Raw genomic sequence first — 16,781 nt, 5'->3', positions numbered from 1 at the left:
CCGGAACGGCCGTTCGTACGCGTCCGGGCACCGGCCGTGCCCGTCGGGCCGGCCATGGCGAGCCGGCCCGTCACCGGGTTCCGGCAGGCCTCGTACTCGCCGGCCGCGCCCACCCATCCTCGGAACGAACGCGGTGGCACGTGTACGGAGAGCGCGACCACGAAATGTGGAGCGGGCACCCCGGCGGGATCAGGAACGGGCCTCCCGGGCACCGGCCGCGGCCCGTGCCACCCGGTACTGCCGGGGCGTCCGCCCGTAGCGCTTCTTGAACGCGTGGCAGAAATTGCTGGGACTGGAGTAGCCGCACCTGAGCGCGACGACGGCGACGCTGAGGTCGGTCTCCACCAGCAGCAGCGAGGCCCGGCGCAGGCAGGCGTTGCGGTGGTGGCTGAAGACGGTGTCGCCGTAGAGCTGCTTGAACCCCTCGTTCAGCCGCTTGGTGGTCATCCCCAGCGCTCGCGCGAGCGACTTCCCGGTGTGCTGCTCGTGGAGGTTCTCCATCAGCAGCTCCGGAACCTTCCGGATCCGCTCGATCTCGTACTCCGCCATCGGCGGCCGGGCCGTGCCGCGCGGGGGCTCGGTGCCCGCGACGATCCGGGCGAGGATCTCCATGACCTTCGACTCCAGATACAGCGCCCGGAACCGGGCCGGCAGCGCACAGGTGAACAAGTCGGCGAACGAGGCCGCGAGTTCGGGCGGGGCCTGCCGCCCGAGATAGTGCGCGTCGCGCGACTCGGCGGACATCTCCTCGACGCTCTCCTCCCAGGCCGCCGCTCCCAGACTCCCGAAATAGGCGGTGAGCGCCTCCCGGCGGGCCGCGATCGACACACCCCGATAGCGCTGCCCGGCAGGCCGGACGAGCCGCCCCGCCGAAGCCCGCGAGTGCGATATCGACAGCTCGTTCGCCCCGAAGACCGTCGCCCCGGTCGCCCGCTCCTCCAGGTGCATCAGCCCGTCGACGCAGTACTCCAGCTCGAAGTAGTCGCCCGCGAGATCGAAGTCGAGGACCAGTTCGTCGTGGAACGTCAGGTCGTACAAGGTGAGGGTGACCCCGTGGAGCAGCTCATGGACGGTGATGCTCCCGGCCCCGGTCTCCGACCGCAGCTCGTACACCCGGGTGCCCTGGGCGCCACCGCCGCGGCAGTCCCCGATCGCCGCGTAGAAGTCCCGGTACTGCCGTCCGAGATCCGCGTACCCACGTGCGGACGTGAGAGAGAAGCGCCTGGTCACACCGCCTCCAGAGTCGTGGTGAACAACCCTCACGCCTCTGATTAGGGTAGCCTGAGTTCTTCTCCGGTCCTCCGGCCGGGCGCGGAGTGTGCTCTATGGGCCGGGACTCACTGGCGGCGGTGTCACCGCTGGTTCGATGGTCGACCTCACGTAGATCCGCGTGGTGGCAGGCCTGAATTCGTGCGCGAACAGGTCGATGCAGCGCCGGAGGTACTTGCCTTCGGGGGAGTCGAGTTCATCGGGGCAGAGGCTGGTCTTCCGCAGTCCTTCGACGAACGTCTCCGGCTCGGCCAGCCCGAGACGGGAGAAAGCGGCAGCAGGCCGGTATCCCTTCTTCTCGGGATGAGAGTTCCCGATCATCTCGGTGCTTTCCCGGACGAGCCGGCGCGTGTAGGCGTCCGCCTCCTTGCCGGGCAGAACGAAGGACAGCAACCCGGTGTCGTAGCGCTGCCCGGCCTTGTAGCCCGCACGCCGGTCCGAAGCCGCCTCCGGGATGCGGATGCCCATCTGTTTGCTCATCCAGGCCGGGGTGGCACCCTCCTCCCAGCAGCAGTTCATCTCCTGGTCCGACAGGTCCGACGACGCATCATCGGCAACGTGGGCGACCACGCCGACCGCAGCGGCGACGCAGGCGACGAATGCCAGAACGATGACGGCGGCGACCGGCAGCCGCCGTCGGCGACGCGCGGGTTGCTCGGCAGCGGTATTCCGGCTGGAGCTGTTCATCGGGTGGATTCCTGTCGCCCTTCCTGTTGTTCGCGGCCAGGGTCCGGGTCCGGAACGCCAAGGGTGACGGCCGCCATCCCGCAGCCTCCAGTAGGCATGCAAAAAACCCCCCGCTCAGCTTTTCCGCTGGTCGGAGGGTCTTTCTCAGGTGCCCTCGGCAGGATTCGAACCTGCGCACACGGCTCCGGAGGCCGATGCTCTATCCCCTGAGCTACGAGGGCGTATCGCTGTGTTGCTCGGCGACGGGTGAAACACTACCAGCTTCCGCGGGGTGTCCGTGAACAGGTATTTCCCGGCCCGCCGGAGGCGCGGTTCGGGGCCGGGCGGAGGGGGCGTGCAGTGTGTTCCGGATGCATCCGGCCACCCCTCGCGCCACCCGTCCGGGGGCGGAAGTGGGTAAAACCCGGACGCAGCCACGGAGTCGCCCCTACTCTCGGAGTGTGTCAGGGGCGTGTGGCCGCGTGCTTGTTGTCGACGACAACAAGGTCATCCGGCAGTTGATCAGGGTCAACCTGGAGCTTGAGGGCTTCGAGGTCGTGACCGCGGCCGATGGTGTCGAGTGTCTTGATCTGGTGCATCGGGTCCGCCCCGATGTGATCACGCTCGATGTCGTCATGCCCAGGCTGGACGGTCTGCAGACCGCCACCAGACTGCGCTCGGATCCCCGGACCAGACATCTGCCCGTGGCGATCATCAGCGCCTGCACGCCGTACGAGGTGGACAGCGGAGTGGCCGCGGGGGTCGACGCGTTCCTCGAGAAGCCCTTCGAGCCGACCGAGCTGGTGCGGCTCGTGCGGCAGTTGATGAAGCGGAAGGACCAGCCGTCGCTCGACGGCAGACGGAGCGCCGGGACGGCGGAGCGCGCCGCGGGGTGACCGCATGGCGAAACAGGGTCGCGGGGTGGCCCCCTTCCTCCCATACGCTTGTCCTGTGACCCCCGCCGATCTCTCCAGGACCGTGCTGCACGCCGTGCGCCGCGCGGTCGACGAGGACGCCCTGCGCGCCCCCGTTCCCGCGCGTGTGCGGGTGGAGCGGACGCGACCCGGCGGGCGTGGGGACTACGCCTGTGCCGTCGCCCTCCAGCTGGCCGGGCCCGCCGCGCTGCCGGCCAGGGACGTGGCCGAGATCCTCCGGGTACGAGTGCTGGGCGCGCCGGGGATCGGGGACGTCGAGGTCACCGGGCCGGGGTTTTTGAACTTCACGCTGGGAGCCGGGGCGCGCGGCCTCGGCGCGGTGGTGCGGAGCGTCGCCGAGCGCGGTACGGCGTACGGGCACGGGGACGCCCTCGCCGGTACGAAGGTCTCGTTCGCGCCCGTCGAGGAGATCCGGGCCCGGGTCGTCACCGGGACCGTCGAGCGGCTGCTCCGGGCCCAGGGTGCCGAGGCCGGGGAGCGGACGGCGGGCGGGGAGGCGCTGCACGTGCTGCCGGTGCCGGCCGCCGACCGTGATCTCTTCGAGCGCCTCGGGAGCGACGCCGCGCGGTGGTCGCTGCTGCGGGCCGCTCCGCACGACCGGCCCCGGGGCACCGGGAGCGGTGAGCTGCTCGTACAGCAGGAGAGCAATCCGCTGTTCCGGGTGCGGTACGCGCACGCCCGGATCCGTGCGCTGGGCCGGAACGCCCGGCAGCTCGGGTTCGGTGCGGCGTACGAGGAGAGCGTGGACGCGCCCGTGCTCGGTGAGCTGCTCGCCGACCACCCCGGGGTGCTCGCCGCCGCCGCCCGGCACCGCGAGCCGGACCGGGTCGCCCGGCAGCTGGAAGCCCTCGCGCAGGCATTCTTCGACTTCCACGACAGCGCCTCGCCGCTGCCCGTCGGTGACGAGAAACCCTCGGCCGCCCACCGTTCCCGGCTCGCTCTTGCCGAAGCCGCCGGGACGGTGCTGGCCGGCGGCCTGTCCCTGCTCGGCATCAGCACACCCGAAGTCCTCTGAGAGATCCGAGAGAACAGAGCAACACCATGAGCCGATCCGCACACCCCGCCGGGCCCCGTCACGCCGATGTCATGACGGAGGGGCACTACACCGCCCCGCCCGCCGATCTCAACGCCCTGGACGAGAAGGTCTGGGCCCGCACCGTCAGCCGCGACGAGGACGGCGCGGTCACCGTCGGGGGCATCGAAGTGACGCGGCTGGCCGAGGAGTTCGGCACCCCCGCCTACTTCCTCGACGAGAGCGACTTCCGGGCCCGCTGCCGCGCCTGGGCCGACGCCTTCGGGCCGGACGCCGACGTGTTCTACGCCGGTAAGGCCTTCCTGTCGCGCGCCGTCGTGCGCTGGCTCCAGGAGGAGGGGCTCAACCTCGACGTCTGCTCCGGCGGCGAGCTGACCACCGCGCTGGACGCCGGGATGCCGGCCGAGCGCATCGCCTTCCACGGCAACAACAAGAGCGTCGCGGAGATCGAGCGGGCCATCGAGGCCGGCGTCGGGCGGATCGTGCTCGACTCCTTCCAGGAGATCGCCCGGGTTGCGCACGTCGCGCAGCGGCTCGGCAGGCGGCAGCGCGTACAGATCCGGGTGACCGTCGGCGTCGAGGCGCACACCCACGAGTTCATCGCCACCGCGCACGAGGACCAGAAGTTCGGGATCGCGCTGGCCGGGGGACAGGCCGCCGAGGCGGTGCGCCGGGCGCTCACCCTCGACGGCCTGGAGCTCATCGGCATCCACTCGCACATCGGCTCGCAGATCTTCGACATGGCCGGCTTCGAGGTCTCCGCCCGCCGCGTGGTCCAGCTGCTCGCCGAGGTGCGTGACGAGCACGGGGTGGAGCTGCCCGAGATCGACCTCGGCGGCGGGCTCGGCATCGCGTACACCTCCGAGGACGACCCGCGCGAGCCGCACGAGATCGCCAAGGCGCTCGGCGACATCGTGACCCGCGAGTGCGAGGCCGCCGGGCTCGCCACCCCGCGGATCTCCGTCGAGCCGGGGCGCGCCATCGTCGGCCCGACCGCCTTCACGCTGTACGAGGTCGGCACCATCAAGCCCCTGGAGGGGCTGCGTACGTACGTCAGCGTTGACGGCGGCATGTCGGACAACATCCGCACCGCGCTGTACGACGCCGAGTACACCGTCGCGCTCGCCTCGCGCACCTCCGACGCCGAGCCGATGCTCGTCCGCGTCGTCGGCAAGCACTGCGAGAGCGGCGACATCGTGGTCAAGGACGCGTTCCTGCCGTCCGACCTCGCCCCCGGCGATCTGATCGCCGTGCCCGCCACCGGTGCGTACTGCCGTTCCATGGCGAGCAACTACAACCACGCCCTGCGTCCGCCGGTAGTCGCCGTGCGCGACGGACAGGCTCGTGTCATCGTCAGGCGCGAGACGGAGGAAGATCTCCTGCGTCTCGATGTCGGCTGATGAAATAGATGTCTCAGGATCCGGACGGGTGGCAGAAACTCCCGTCCGGTGAGTGAGACTGGTCCACACATCAGATGTAAAGGAAACGAGGTCGGATGATGCGTACGCGTCCGCTGAAGGTGGCGCTGCTGGGCTGTGGAGTGGTCGGCTCAGAGGTGGCGCGCATCATGACGACGCACGCCGACGACCTCGCCGCGCGCATCGGCGCGCCGGTCGAGCTCGCCGGTGTCGCCGTGCGCCGGCCCTCCAAGGTGCGCGAGGGCATCGACCCCGCACTGATCACCACCGATGCGACGGCCCTGGTCAAACGGGGCGACATCGACGTCGTCATCGAGGTCATCGGCGGCATCGAGCCCGCCCGTACGCTCATCACCACCGCCTTCGAGCACGGCGCGAGCGTCGTCTCCGCCAACAAGGCGCTGCTGGCCGAGGACGGCGCCGCGCTGCACGCCGCCGCCGAGCAGCACGGCCGGGACCTCTACTACGAGGCCGCCGTGGCCGGTGCCATCCCGCTCGTACGGCCGCTGCGCGAGTCGCTCGCCGGTGACAAGGTCAACCGGGTCCTCGGCATCGTGAACGGCACGACCAACTTCATCCTCGACAAGATGGACACGAGCGGAGCCGGGTACTCCGAGGCGCTCGACGAGGCCACCGCCCTCGGATACGCCGAGGCCGACCCGACCGCCGACGTGGAGGGCTTCGACGCCGCCGCCAAGGCCGCGATCCTCGCCGGCATCGCCTTCCACACCCGGGTACGGATCGGCGACGTGCACCGCGAGGGCATCACCGAGGTCACCGCCGCCGACATCGCCTCCGCCCGCCGCATGGGCTGCACCGTCAAGCTCCTCGCCATCTGCGAGCGTGCCGCCGACGGGCAGTCGGTCACCGCCCGGGTCCACCCCGCGATGATCCCGCTGAGCCACCCGCTGGCCTCTGTCCGCGAGGCGTACAACGCGGTCTTCGTGGAGGCCGAGGCGGCCGGGCAGCTCATGTTCTACGGCCCCGGCGCCGGTGGCTCGCCGACCGCCTCCGCGGTCCTCGGCGACCTGGTCGCGGTCTGCCGCAACAAGCTCAACGAGGCCACCGGCCCCGGTGAGTCCGCGTACACGCGCCTGCCGGTCAGCCCCATGGGCGACGTGGTCACGCGGTACCACATCAGTCTCGACGTGGCCGACAAGCCTGGCGTGCTCGCCCAGGTCGCGACGGTCTTCGCCGAAAAGGGCGTATCGATCGATACGGTACGCCAGCAAGGTCGACCGGACGGAGGCGGCGAGGCATCTCTCGTCGTCGTCACCCACCGCGCGTCCGACGCCGCCCTCTCGGCGACCGTCGAGGCGCTGCGCAAGCTCGACACCGTGCGCGGTGTCGCCAGCATCATGCGTGTTGAAGGGGAGTAAGGACCCATGACCAGCAAGGGCACCCACCAGTGGCGCGGCATCATCGAGGAGTACCGGGACCGCCTTCCGGTCACGAGCACGACGCCGGTCGTCACGCTTCGTGAGGGCGGTACGCCGCTCGTACCCGCCCAGGTCCTCTCCGAGCGCACGGGCTGCGAGGTCCACCTCAAGGTCGAGGGCGCCAACCCCACCGGTTCCTTCAAGGACCGCGGCATGACGATGGCCATCACCCGGGCCAAGGAGGAAGGCGCGAAGGCGGTCATCTGCGCCTCCACCGGCAACACCTCCGCCTCCGCCGCCGCGTACGCGGTGCGGGCCGGCATGGTCTGCGCCGTCCTCGTGCCGCAGGGCAAGATCGCGCTCGGCAAGATGGGCCAGGCGCTGGTGCACGGCGCCAGGATCCTCCAGGTCGACGGCAACTTCGACGACTGCCTGACGCTGGCCCGCTCGCTCTCGGACAACTACCCGGTGGCGCTGGTCAATTCGGTCAACCCGGTCCGCATCGAGGGCCAGAAGACCGCCGCGTTCGAGATCGTCGACGCGCTCGGCGACGCCCCGGACATCCACGTCCTCCCGGTCGGCAACGCGGGCAACATCACCGCGTACTGGAAGGGTTACAAGGAGTACGCGGCCGACGGCCTCGCCACGCACACCCCGCGCATGTGGGGCTTCCAGGCCTCCGGCTCCGCGCCCATCGTGCGCGGCGAGATCGTCAAGGACCCGTCGACCGTCGCCACCGCGATCCGGATCGGCAACCCGGCCTCCTGGCAGTACGCGCTGGACGCCCGGGACGAATCGGGCGGTTTCATCGATGAGGTGACGGACCGACAGATTCTGTCCGCCTATCGGCTGTTGGCCTCCCAGGAGGGCGTCTTCGTCGAGCCCGCCTCGGCCGCCTCCGTCGCCGGCCTGCTGAAGGCCGCCGAGGAGGGCAAGGTCGACCGCGGCCAGAAGATCGTCTGCACGGTCACCGGCAACGGCCTCAAGGACCCCGACTGGGCGGTCGCGGGCGCACCGCAGCCGGTCACGGTCCCGGTCGACGCGGCCACCGCCGCCGAGAAGCTGGGCCTGGTCTAGGGCCCGCTCAGGGCCTGCCCCGGCCCGTCGGCCGTGCCCGACGGGCCGGGGTGAGAACCCAGCTCAACCACCCCTTTTCGGGTCGGAGAGCGCATAGGAGGCGTGCGACACGCATCGTGCGCCTCCTGTGCGCCCTATGTCGCCGCAGAACCTTCCTTCGATAAGCTGTACCCAACCCGCCCCGCCGCATCTGCCGCGGTGCATGGGCCGTTGTGGCCGTCGGGTTCACCGGAATTCCACTCCCCGCCGCGCCACGACCTCCCGCCACCACGAAACCGCTTCACCACCCCCGCTGCCTCACAAGGAGAGTCCTCCAACCGATGGCCGGTCCCGCTTTCCGAGCCGCCGCCGTCCGGGTGCGCGTCCCCGCGACCAGCGCCAACCTGGGCCCGGGTTTCGACGCCTTCGGCCTGTCGCTGGGGCTGTACGACGACGTCGTCGTCCGCGTCGCCGACTCCGGACTGCACATCGACATCGCGGGTGAGGGTGCGGACACGCTGCCCCGCGACGAGCGCCACCTCCTCGTACGCTCCCTGCGCACGGCCTTCGACCTGCTCGGCGGACAGCCCCGGGGCCTGGAGATCGTCTGCGCCAACCGCATCCCGCACGGACGCGGCCTCGGTTCCTCCTCGGCCGCCATCTGCGCCGGAATCGTCGCCGCCCGCGCCGTGACGACCGGCGGCGACGCCCGGCTCGACGAAGCGGCGCTGCTGGAGCTCGCCACCGAGATCGAGGGTCACCCCGACAACGTCGCGGCATGCCTGCTCGGCGGGTTCACCCTCGCGTGGATGGACGGCGGCACGGCACGCGCGATCAGGATGGATCCCGCAGAATCCATCGTTCCGGTGGTTTTCGTACCCGGCAAGCCGGTCCTCACCGAGACCGCCCGCGGACTGCTCCCGCGCACGGTCCCGCACGTCGACGCCGCCTTCAACGCCGGCCGTGCCGCGCTCCTCGTCGAGGCCCTCACCAGGCGCCCCGAGCTGCTGCTCACCGCCACCGAGGACCGGCTCCACCAGGAGTACCGCGCCCCGGCGATGCCCGAGAGCGTGGAACTCGTCAACCGACTGCGCGCGGACGGCGTCCCCGCGGTCATCTCCGGTGCCGGGCCGACCGTGCTCGCACTGGCCGAGGACGGTGCGGCCGACAAGGTCGCACAGCTGGCGGGCGAGGGGTGGGCGGCCAATCGCCTCGCTCTCGACGCCCCGGGCGCGAGTGTGCTGCCGCTCGCCCCGTAGCCGAGAAGTGATTGCCGGTGAGTGAGAGGGGGAATGTTTGTTGGAGCCGGTAGTGTTAACCTCAAGTCTGCAACCGACGTCTATGTGGCGCGTTGCTTCGTGTCCCTTTCCGGGACCACCAATTCTTCCGGGAGCCTCCCCAACTGCCTGAGCAGCCTGCCTGAGCAGTTTCGTGCACGCTCCGGAACCGGCACGACACCCCTCGCTTGTCCAGGAGTGGGCCGAGCAGGGGGATGCTCGCGCCGGGCCCATGCACACCTTCATCTCTCCGCCGTACCCGGCGGACCACCGCCCCGGCACGGTCCGCAAGAAAAGACCGCAGTCGGACAGCACAACCGGTCGCCGAGCCAGAAGGCCGACGTCCGCTCCAGGGAAGGACCCTTCGTGAGCGACACCACCGATCTGATGGGCGTGACTGCCGACAAGACCGTCGACAGCGCCGCGCCCGCCGAAGGTGCTGCCACTGGCACCACCGCACGGCGCCGCCGCTCCGGCACCGGCCTTGACGGCATGGTCCTGGCCGAGCTGCAGCAGGTCGCGTCCGGCCTCGGCATCAAGGGCACTGCGCGGATGCGCAAGGGCCAGCTGATCGAGGTCATCAAGGAGGCGCAGGCCGGTAGCTCCGCCGCGCCCAAGGCCGCCGCGCCCGCTGCGGCGTCCGAGACCAAGCCGAAGCGCCGTGCCACCTCCAAGGCGCGCTCCGGGGACGAGCCTGCCGCCGAGGCGCCCGCCGAGAAGGCTGCGGCCCAGCAGCAGATCGACATCCCCGGCCAGCCGGCCAGCGACGACCAGCCCGCGGGCGAGCGCCGTCGGCGCCGTGCGACCGCGCAGGCGGGCAGCCCGGAGACCAAGGCGGACAGCAAGCCCGCCGAGGCCAAGGCGGACACGCAGGCCGAGCCCAAGGGCGACGACCGCGCCGACGCCAAGGCCGAAGCCGCCGCCGATACGGCCGAGGGCCGCCGCGGCGACCGCCAGGACCGCGGTCAGCGCGGCGACCGTCAGGAGCGTGGCGAGCGCGGGGAGCGCCGTGACCGTCAGCGCGACCGCCGGGGCAAGGGCGACGAGCAGGGCGGTGGCCAGGGCCAGCAGGGCGGCCAGCGCCAGCAGCGCCAGGGCCAGCAGCAGGGCGGCGGCCCGCAGGACGACGGTTACGACGACGAGGCCGGTGGCCGCCGTGGCCGCCGCGGCCGCTACCGCGACCGCCGTGGCCGCCGTGGCCGCGAGGACTTCGCCAGCGAGGTCCCCGTCTCCGACGACGACGTCCTGATCCCCGTCGCGGGCATCCTGGACATCCTGGACAACTACGCGTTCATCCGGACCTCCGGCTACCTGCCGGGCCCGAACGACGTGTACGTCTCGCTCGCCCAGGTCCGCAAGAACGGCCTGCGCAAGGGTGACCACGTCACCGGTGCGGTGCGCCAGCCCAAGGACGGCGAGCGCCGGGAGAAGTTCAACGCCCTGGTCCGCCTCGACTCGGTGAACGGCATGGCGCCCGAAACCGGCCGCGGCCGCCCGGAGTTCCAGAAGCTGACTCCGCTCTACCCGCAGGACCGGCTCCGTCTGGAGACCGACTCCAACGTCCTGACGACGCGGATCATCGACCTGGTCGCCCCGATCGGCAAGGGCCAGCGAGGGCTGATCGTGGCCCCGCCGAAGACCGGCAAGACCATGATCCTGCAGGCGATCGCCAACGCGATCACCGTCAACAGCCCCGAGTGCCACCTGATGGTCGTCCTGGTCGACGAGCGTCCGGAAGAGGTCACCGACATGCAGCGGTCGGTGAAGGGCGAGGTCATCTCCTCGACCTTCGACCGCCCCGCCGAGGACCACACCACCGTCGCCGAGCTGGCCATCGAGCGCGCCAAGCGTCTCGTCGAGCTGGGTCACGACGTGGTCGTCCTGCTGGACTCCATCACCCGTCTGGGACGCGCGTACAACCTCGCGGCCCCCGCCTCCGGCCGCATCCTGTCCGGTGGTGTCGACTCGACCGCGCTGTACCCGCCGAAGCGCTTCTTCGGTGCCGCGCGCAACATCGAGGACGGCGGTTCGCTGACCATCCTGGCCACCGCGCTCGTCGAGACCGGCTCGCGCATGGACGAGGTGATCTTCGAGGAGTTCAAGGGCACCGGCAACATGGAGCTCAAGCTCGACCGGAAGCTCTCGGACAAGCGCATCTTCCCGGCGGTGGACGTCGACGCGTCCAGCACCCGCAAGGAGGAAATCCTCCTGGGCAGCGATGAGTTGGCGATCGTCTGGAAGCTGCGCCGGGTGCTGCACGCGCTCGACCAGCAGCAGGCGATCGAGCTCCTCCTGGACCGGATGAAGAAGACCCAGTCCAACGCGGAGTTCCTGCTCCAGATCCAGAAGACGACGCCGGCCCCGGGCAACGGCAACGACTGACGTCGCCCCGGACCGGCCGAACCACAGGGCCGCCCCCGTCACTTCGGTGACGGGGGCGGCCCTGTGTCATGGGCGGCGCGGGTGTGACGCAGCCGACCCGGCGCCCCCGTGGCCGTTTCGAGACCTTTGCCACATGCCGGGCCCCCGCGGGCGGCGAGGCGATGGCTGTACCGAGCAAGAAACCGCAGGTGAGCGCGGGGTCACCGGCTGTTGGGCCGGGTTGTTGTCCGTTTCGTCCCTCACACGGGAACGACAGGTGGCTGTGCAACCCTTCTTCGTGCCACGGCGTCGTACGCGGTACCGACATGTCGACGTTGCCATGCCCGAACACCGCTGCTCGGGGGCCGGACAGGGCCGGGCCGGGAAAAGCTGACGACCGAAGGAGACCCATGACCGAGCAGAACGGGAGCGGGGGCCGAATACGCCCCACCGGCAAGCGCCGGAAGAAGCCCTCCCGTCGCCGCAGGGCGACCGTGATCGCCGCCTGGACCCTGGCCGGCGCGGTCGTCGTCGGTGGTGCCGGTCTGGGATACGCCTACTTCAAGCTCAACGGCAATCTCAAGGCCGTCGACATCAACGCGGCGCTCGGCAAGGACCGCCCCGACAACATCGACAACGGCTCCCAGGACATTCTCGTGCTCGGCTCGGACTCCCGGTCCGGCGCGAACTCCGAGTACGGCGCCGACGAGGGCACGGCCCGCTCCGACACCGCGATGGTCGTGCACATCAACAAGGGCCACAAGACGGCCTCCGTCGTCTCCATCCCGCGCGACACCCTCGTCACCCGCCCCGACTGCACCAGCGACACGAACGGGCAGACCGTCGCGGGCCAGCAGCGCGCGATGTTCAACACGGCGTACGAGGTCGGCGGGCCGGCCTGTGCGGTCAAGACTGTCGAAGCCATGTCCGGCATCCGCATGGACCACTACCTCGAAGTCGACTTCACCGGATTCAAGAAGCTCATCGACGAACTGGGCGGCGTCGAGATCACCACCACCGCGGCGATCGACGACCCCAAGAGCCATCTGAAGCTCGAACCCGGCACCCACACCCTGGACGGCGAGCAGTCGCTGGGCCTGGTCCGTACCCGCAAGAGCGTCGGCGACGGCAGCGACCTCGGCCGCATCCAGCTCCAGCAGGCGTTCATCAAGGCGCTGATGGAGCAGGTCAAGACCGTCGGGGTGTTCTCGAACCCGAAGACCCTTTACGACCTCGCGGACACGGCCACCAAAACCGTCACCACCGACTCCGACCTCGGCTCGGTCTCCGAGCTCACCGCCTTCGCCAACGGCCTCAAGGGGCTCGGCTCGAATAACGTCCACATGGTCACCCTGCCCGTCGAGTACGACCCGGCCGACCCGAACCGCGTCATACCGCTGGAGGAGTCCGCGCGGCAGGTCTGGTCCGCGCTCGCACACGACAAGGCCATCCCCGCCTCCGCCACCGAGAAGTCGGCGGGCGACAAGGGCGAAGCCGGCAGCGTCGTGCGGTGACCCGGCGGGCCGGGAATAGTTGCGGCCCGCCCCCGGTTTTGGGAGATACGGCCGGTCCTGGCAGACTGGTACGTCGGCCCCGGTTCACGGACGCGCAATCCGCGCGTACGACCCGGCGCCCTCCCGAACCTAGGAGAAACCCTTGAAGCGCGACATCCACCCCGAGTACGTCGAGACGCAGGTCAGCTGCACCTGTGGCGCGTCGTTCACGACCCGGAGCACCATCGACAACGGCACCATCCGTGCCGACGTCTGCTCCGAGTGCCACCCGTTCTACACGGGCAAGCAGAAGATCCTCGACACCGGTGGCCGCGTGGCCCGCTTCGAGGCCCGCTTCGGCAAGGCTGCCGGCTCCGCCAGCAAGTAGCGAGCCACTGCGCCGGTTCTCGGCGCCCTCTTGTGGGGGCGCCGGGACCGGCGTTTTTTCCGGCCGGGGGTACGCGGCCCCGTTCCGTACCCCCGCCCGGCCGGCATCACGCCGTCCAGCAGGCACGCACGAGTGAAGAAACCAGGAGCCCGAAGATGTTCGAGGCGGTCGAGGAACTGATCGGCGAGCAGACCGATCTGGAGAAGAAGCTCGCGGACCCGGCGGTCCACGCCGACCAGGCCAACGCGCGCAAGCTCAACAAGCGCTACGCCGAGCTGGCCCCGATCGTCGCGACGTACCGCTCCTGGAAGCAGACCGGCGACGACATCGAGACGGCCCGCGAGCTCGCCGCCGACGACCCCGACTTCGCCGCCGAGGTCAAGGACCTGGAGAAGCAGCGCGAAGAGCTCACCGAGAAGCTCCGCCTCCTCCTGGTCCCGCGCGACCCCAGCGACGACAAGGACGTGCTCCTGGAGATCAAGGCCGGCGCGGGCGGCGACGAGTCCGCGCTGTTCGCCGGCGATCTGCTGCGCATGTACCTGCGCTACGCCGAGCGCGTCGGCTGGAAGACCGAGATCATCGACTCCACCGAGTCCGAGCTCGGCGGCTACAAGGACGTCCAGGTCGCCGTGAAGACCAAGGGCGGCAACGGCGCCACCGAGCCCGGCCAGGGCGTGTGGGCCCGGCTGAAGTACGAGGGCGGCGTGCACCGCGTGCAGCGCGTCCCGTCCACCGAGTCGCAGGGCCGCATCCACACCTCCGCCGCCGGTGTGCTCGTCACGCCCGAGGCCGAGGAGGTCGACGTCGAGATCCACGCCAACGACCTCCGCATCGACGTCTACCGCTCCTCGGGTCCCGGCGGCCAGTCCGTCAACACCACGGACTCCGCCGTCCGCATCACGCATCTGCCGACCGGCGTCGTCGCCTCCTGCCAGAACGAGAAGAGCCAGCTCCAGAACAAGGAGCAGGCCATGCGCATCCTGCGTTCGCGACTGCTCGCCGCCGCCCAGGAAGCCGCCGAGCAGGAGGCTTCGGACGTACGGCGCAGCCAGGTGCGTACGGTCGACCGTTCCGAGAAGATCCGTACGTACAACTTCCCGGAAAACCGGATCTCGGACCACCGAGTCGGCTTCAAGGCGTACAACTTGGACCAGGTGCTCGACGGCGACCTGGATTCCGTGATCCAGGCGTGTGTCGACGCCGACTCCGCAGCCAAGCTCGCCGCCGCTTAAGCAAAGCCCGCCCAGCCCGTAAACCGTACGGAGAACCGCGATGAACCTGCTGCTCGCCGAGGTGGCCCAGGCCACCCAGCGGCTGGCCGACGCCGGTGTGCCCTCGCCGCGATTCGACGCGGAGGAACTCGCCGCGTTCGTCCACGGCGTCAAGCGGGGCGAGCTGCACCGGGTGCCGGACGCGGACTTCGACGCCCGCTACTGGGAGGCCATCGCCCGCCGCGAGGCCCGCGAACCGCTCCAGCACATCACCGGCCGCGCCTTCTTCCGCTACCTGGAGCTCCAGGTCGGACCCGGTGTCTTCGTCCCCCGCCCGGAGACCGAATCGGTCGTCGGCTGGGCGATAGACGCGGTGCGCGCGATGGACGTCGTCGAGCCGACCGTCGTCGACCTGTGCAGCGGATCGGGCGCCATCGCCCTGGCCATGGCCCAGGAGGTGCCGCGCTCGCGGGTGCACGCGGTCGAACTCTCCGACGACGCCATCGAGTGGACGAGGAAGAACGCCGACGGCTCCCGGGTCACCGTCCACCAGGGGGACGCGCTGACCGCCCTCCCCGAGCTCGACGGCCAGGTCGACCTGGTCATCTCCAACCCGCCGTACATCCCGCTCACCGAATGGGAGTACGTGGCGCCCGAGGCCCGCGACCACGACCCGGAGATGGCCCTCTTCTCCGGCGAGGACGGCCTCGACACCATCCGCGGCATCGAACGCACCGCGCACCGCCTGCTGCGCCCCGGCGGCCTCGTCGTCATCGAGCACGCCGACACCCAGGGCGGCCAGGTGCCGTGGATCTTCACCGAGGAGCGCGGCTGGGCGGACGCGGCCGACCACCCCGACCTGAACAACCGGCCCCGGTTCGCAACGGCCCGCAAGGCCATGCCGTGACCGGCGGCCACCACCCGCACGACCCGTACCCGCGACACCCGTACACGCTTGAGGAGGCCGGCTGATGGCACGGCGATACGACTGCAACGACGCGACCGACCGTACGACGGGTCTGCGTGAGGCCGCGTCGGCCGTCCGCCGTGGCGAACTGGTCGTGCTGCCCACCGACACCGTGTACGGCATCGGTGCGGACGCCTTCAGCTCCGAGGGCGTCGCCGACCTGCTGGACGCCAAGGGCCGCGGCCGCAACATGCCGACGCCCGTCCTGATCGGCTCCCCGAACACCCTGCACGGCCTGGTCACCGACTTCTCCGAGCAGGCCTGGGAGCTCGTCGACGCCTTCTGGCCCGGCGCCCTCACGCTCGTCGCCAAGCACCAGCCGTCGCTCCAGTGGGACCTCGGGGACACCCGTGGCACCGTCGCCATCCGGATGCCGCTGCACCCGGTCGCCATCGAGCTGCTCACGGAGGTCGGCCCGATGGCCGTCTCCAGCGCCAACCTCACCGGCCACCCGTCCCCGGAGGACTGCGACGCGGCCCAGGAGATGCTCGGCGACTCCGTCTCCGTCTACCTGGACGGCGGCCCGACGCCCGGCATCGTGCCCTCGTCGATCGTCGACGTGACCGGCAAGGTCCCCGTGCTGCTGCGGGCCGGCGCGCTCTCCGTCGAGGAGCTCCGCAAGGTGGTACCCGACCTCGAGGTGGCCAATTGACCGCCCCTGAGGGGCGTGGCATAGCGGGGCGGGCCGACACTTTCCGCATCCTCCACGTCAGCACCGGCAACGTCTGCCGCTCGCCCATCACCGAGCGGCTGACCCGCCATGCCCTGATGGACCGCCTCGGCGATCCGCTCAGCGGCGGACTGATCGTGGAGAGCGCGGGCACCTGGGGCCACGAAGGCGCCCCCATGGAGGCCAACGCCGAGACGGTCCTCGCCGACTTCGGCGCCGACACCACCGGCTTCGTCGGCCGGGAACTGCTCGACGAGCACGTGATCCGCGCCGACCTGGTGCTCACCGCCACCCGCGACCACCGCGCGCAGGTGATCTCGATGGGTCACTCGGCCGGCCTGCGCACGTTCACCCTCAAGGAATTCACCCGGCTGGTCCGGGCGATAGACCCGGCCACGCTCCCCGATCCGCGGGACGAGGGCGTCGTCGAGCGCGCCCGCGCACTGGTCCGCGCCGCCGCCGCGCTGCGCGGCTGGCTGCTGGCCCCCACCGCCGAGGCGGACGAGGTGTACGACCCGTACGGCGCCCCGATCACGTTCTTCCGCTCCGTCGGCGACGAGATCAACCAGGCCCTCGACCCGGTCGTCACCGCGCTGACGGGCGTCGCGACCCACCGCTGAGGCTGCGGACCTGCCGCCCGCCCGACGGCCGGAGACCG

The 16,781-nt window shown here is 70.7% G+C and carries 15 protein-coding genes and 1 tRNA gene; 13 read left to right on the top strand and 3 right to left on the bottom strand.

All coding sequences use genetic code 11. The features are described 5' to 3' along the window. Nucleotides 1-189: 189 nt before the first annotated feature. The 3 genes from ACFYY7_RS08825 to ACFYY7_RS08815 all read right to left on the bottom strand — a co-directional run bounded on the left by ACFYY7_RS08825 (nucleotide 190) and on the right by ACFYY7_RS08815 (nucleotide 2,177). Nucleotides 190-1,230: a helix-turn-helix transcriptional regulator gene (locus ACFYY7_RS08825; RefSeq protein ID WP_388658827.1), complete on the bottom strand. Its 1,041-nt coding sequence runs from the start codon at nucleotides 1,228-1,230 to the stop codon at nucleotides 190-192. 93 nt (nucleotides 1,231-1,323) lie between these two features. After that, complete coding sequence (locus ACFYY7_RS08820) at nucleotides 1,324-1,956, bottom strand: hypothetical protein (protein ID WP_388658824.1); 633 nt, start codon at nucleotides 1,954-1,956, stop codon at nucleotides 1,324-1,326. A gap of 149 nt (nucleotides 1,957-2,105) precedes the next feature. Beyond that, a tRNA-Arg gene (locus ACFYY7_RS08815) sits at nucleotides 2,106-2,177 on the bottom strand. A gap of 240 nt (nucleotides 2,178-2,417) precedes the next feature. Between ACFYY7_RS08815 and ACFYY7_RS08810 the strand changes: the two genes are divergently transcribed. From ACFYY7_RS08810 to ACFYY7_RS08750, 13 genes are all read left to right on the top strand, one after another. Next, a complete protein-coding gene (locus ACFYY7_RS08810) occupies nucleotides 2,418-2,831 on the top strand; it encodes a response regulator (protein ID WP_388658821.1) in 414 nt (137 codons plus the stop codon). A gap of 55 nt (nucleotides 2,832-2,886) precedes the next feature. Next, nucleotides 2,887-3,885, top strand: coding sequence for an ArgS-related anticodon-binding protein NrtL (nrtL, locus tag ACFYY7_RS08805; protein WP_388658818.1), 999 nt, complete (start codon nucleotides 2,887-2,889; stop codon nucleotides 3,883-3,885). A 26-nt stretch (nucleotides 3,886-3,911) separates the two neighbouring features. After that, the gene (gene lysA, locus ACFYY7_RS08800; protein WP_388658815.1) at nucleotides 3,912-5,303 is read left to right on the top strand and encodes a diaminopimelate decarboxylase; all 1,392 of its coding nucleotides are present in this window, start codon (nucleotides 3,912-3,914) and stop codon (nucleotides 5,301-5,303) included. 95 nt (nucleotides 5,304-5,398) lie between these two features. Beyond that, complete coding sequence (locus ACFYY7_RS08795) at nucleotides 5,399-6,700, top strand: homoserine dehydrogenase (protein WP_384751820.1); 1,302 nt, start codon at nucleotides 5,399-5,401, stop codon at nucleotides 6,698-6,700. Nucleotides 6,701-6,706: 6 nt separating this feature from the next. After that, entirely contained in the window at nucleotides 6,707-7,777 is a 1,071-nt protein-coding gene (gene thrC, locus ACFYY7_RS08790) for a threonine synthase (protein WP_388658812.1), read from the top strand. A gap of 320 nt (nucleotides 7,778-8,097) precedes the next feature. Continuing rightward, nucleotides 8,098-9,015, top strand: coding sequence for a homoserine kinase (gene thrB, locus ACFYY7_RS08785; protein WP_351260809.1), 918 nt, complete (start codon nucleotides 8,098-8,100; stop codon nucleotides 9,013-9,015). A 384-nt stretch (nucleotides 9,016-9,399) separates the two neighbouring features. Beyond that, the gene (rho, locus tag ACFYY7_RS08780) at nucleotides 9,400-11,415 is read left to right on the top strand and encodes a transcription termination factor Rho (RefSeq protein ID WP_388658808.1); all 2,016 of its coding nucleotides are present in this window, start codon (nucleotides 9,400-9,402) and stop codon (nucleotides 11,413-11,415) included. 389 nt (nucleotides 11,416-11,804) lie between these two features. Next, a complete protein-coding gene (locus ACFYY7_RS08775) occupies nucleotides 11,805-12,908 on the top strand; it encodes an LCP family protein (RefSeq protein ID WP_388658806.1) in 1,104 nt (367 codons plus the stop codon). A gap of 142 nt (nucleotides 12,909-13,050) precedes the next feature. Then, nucleotides 13,051-13,275: a 50S ribosomal protein L31 gene (gene rpmE, locus ACFYY7_RS08770; protein ID WP_003966263.1), complete on the top strand. Its 225-nt coding sequence runs from the start codon at nucleotides 13,051-13,053 to the stop codon at nucleotides 13,273-13,275. Between the two features lie 155 nt (nucleotides 13,276-13,430). Further along, entirely contained in the window at nucleotides 13,431-14,507 is a 1,077-nt protein-coding gene (gene prfA / locus ACFYY7_RS08765) for a peptide chain release factor 1 (RefSeq protein ID WP_356088300.1), read from the top strand. 40 nt (nucleotides 14,508-14,547) lie between these two features. Beyond that, nucleotides 14,548-15,393 (top strand): peptide chain release factor N(5)-glutamine methyltransferase, encoded by an 846-nt coding sequence (gene prmC / locus ACFYY7_RS08760; protein ID WP_326767849.1) that lies wholly within the window; start codon nucleotides 14,548-14,550, stop codon nucleotides 15,391-15,393. A 64-nt stretch (nucleotides 15,394-15,457) separates the two neighbouring features. Continuing rightward, nucleotides 15,458-16,105, top strand: coding sequence for an L-threonylcarbamoyladenylate synthase (locus tag ACFYY7_RS08755; RefSeq protein WP_266729677.1), 648 nt, complete (start codon nucleotides 15,458-15,460; stop codon nucleotides 16,103-16,105). After that, nucleotides 16,102-16,743: a protein-tyrosine-phosphatase gene (locus tag ACFYY7_RS08750; protein WP_388658802.1), complete on the top strand. Its 642-nt coding sequence runs from the start codon at nucleotides 16,102-16,104 to the stop codon at nucleotides 16,741-16,743. The genes ACFYY7_RS08755 and ACFYY7_RS08750 overlap by 4 nt, the downstream gene beginning before the upstream one ends. Nucleotides 16,744-16,781: the final 38 nt, after the last annotated feature.

The organism is Streptomyces sp. NPDC001933 (assembly GCF_042890955.1).
Taxonomy (GTDB): domain Bacteria; phylum Actinomycetota; class Actinomycetes; order Streptomycetales; family Streptomycetaceae; genus Streptomyces.
This window is presented reverse-complemented; position numbering and strand designations above follow the sequence as displayed.